This window comes from uncultured Rikenella sp., from assembly GCF_910577125.1.
Taxonomy (GTDB): domain Bacteria; phylum Bacteroidota; class Bacteroidia; order Bacteroidales; family Rikenellaceae; genus Rikenella.
Window position 1 is genome coordinate 1 of the sequence record NZ_CAJTMN010000181.1, and the last position, 1,564, is coordinate 1,564.

2 protein-coding genes are annotated in these 1,564 nt (G+C 60.2%); both read right to left on the reverse strand.

Annotation, left to right across the window (positions count from 1 at the left end; translation table 11 throughout):
* Nucleotides 1–77: 77 nt before the first annotated feature.
* Nucleotides 78–1,094, reverse strand: coding sequence for a phosphate acetyltransferase (gene pta / locus QZ292_RS10350; protein ID WP_294601274.1), 1,017 nt, complete (start codon nucleotides 1,092–1,094; stop codon nucleotides 78–80).
* On the reverse strand, nucleotides 1,095–1,564 hold a 470-nt coding region (crcB, locus tag QZ292_RS10355), incomplete at its 5' end, for a fluoride efflux transporter CrcB (protein ID WP_294601276.1). It lies immediately after the preceding gene.

The window sequence follows — 1,564 nt, forward strand, 5'->3', positions numbered from 1 at the left end:
CCCCACGTCCCGTGGACGGGCGAAACTTGCGTTTCGCTGCGGCAGCCTCTACCCTAACTTACAGGCGAAGCCAAAGTCTACAACCCCCGCTCGGCCTGAGCCTGGCAGGCGGTGATGGCGACCAGATTCACGATGTCGCTCACGGAACAGCCGCGCGAAAGGTCGTTGATCGGGGCGGCCATCCCTTGCAGGATCGGCCCGATGGCTTCGGCGTCGGCCAACCGCTGTACCAGTTTATAGGCGATGTTCCCCACTTCCAAGGTCGGGAAAACCAGCACGTTGGCGCGGCCGGCGATCTTGGAGTCCGGAGCTTTCTTGGCGCCTACGCCCGGTACGATGGCGGCGTCGGCCTGAAGCTCGCCGTCGATCTTCATATCCGGAGCCATTTCTTGTGCCAACTTCGTGGCTTCGACGACTTTGTCCACCATCTCATGCTTGGCAGATCCTTTGGTCGAAAAACTCAGCATGGCGATCCGCGGCTCCATCCCGACGATCGCACGGGTGGTCTTGCCGGTCTCGACGGCGATCTGGGCCAGCTCCGGAGCGGTCGGGTTCGGGTGCACGGCGCAGTCGGCGAAGACCATCATCCCGTTTTCGCCGTAGTGCTTGTCTTTCAGGAGCATAATGAATGCCCCCGAAACCACCGAAATCCCGGGCTTGGTCTTCACGTACTGGAAGGCGGGCCGCAGCACGTCGCCGGTGGCGTTCCCCGCGCCGGCCACTTCGCCGTCGGCGTCACCGGACTTGATCATCAGCACGGAGAGGTACAACGGATTGAGAATGAGCCATTCGGCCTCTTCCCGGGTCAGCCCTTTGGAGGCGCGGAGCTGGAGCATGAGGTCGACGTAGGCGGATTTTTTCGGATGGTCGGTCGGGTCGATGAGCCGGATGTCGCCGTTCAGGACGTGTTCCAGTCCCCAGTCTTTGGCCAGCTCTTTGAGCTCGGTCGGATTCCCGATCAGGGTGATGTCGGCGATGCCTTGTTCGACGATCTCGTCGGCGGCGCGCATGGTGCGTTCTTCGTTCCCTTCGGGCAGGACGATGCGCTGTTTGGCGGCGCGCGCCTGTTCTTTGATGCGGTTTAAAAGTTCCATTTATTTCGTTGGTTTTATTGTCATTCCCAATGCGGTGGCGGCCAGGCAGAGTGCGAGGCTCAGGCCGATATAGAGCAGGGCGGTGCGGGTGTCTCCTGCGCGCAGAAGCCGCACGCTCTCGAGCGAAAAGGTCGAAAAGGTGGTGAAGCCGCCGCAAAACCCTACTACGCCTAAAAGATGACGCGAGGAACCGCTCTCGAGGTGCTGCAAAAGCAGTCCGATCACGAAAGAGCCGACGACGTTGACGCTCAGCGTGGCCCACGGAAATCGCCCGGCCCGCTCGGCGAACAGGGCGGCGATAACCAAACCGGTCCCGTAGCGCATGACGGAACCGGCGAAACCGCCGAGGCCTACCCACAACAAGTTACTCCACATAACGATAGCAAAGGTACTATTTTTTATTTGCAACCTGTTCTTTGAGCCGGACGGAACTGCCGCTTTTTGAAAAAAGCGGCACCAAAAACTTTTAG

What these genes read in the sequence shown, in the direction of transcription:
- pta (WP_294601274.1), bottom strand. Translation starts at nt 1,094, where the DNA reads ATGGAACTTTTAAACCGCATCAAAGAACAGGCGCGCGCCGCCAAACAG.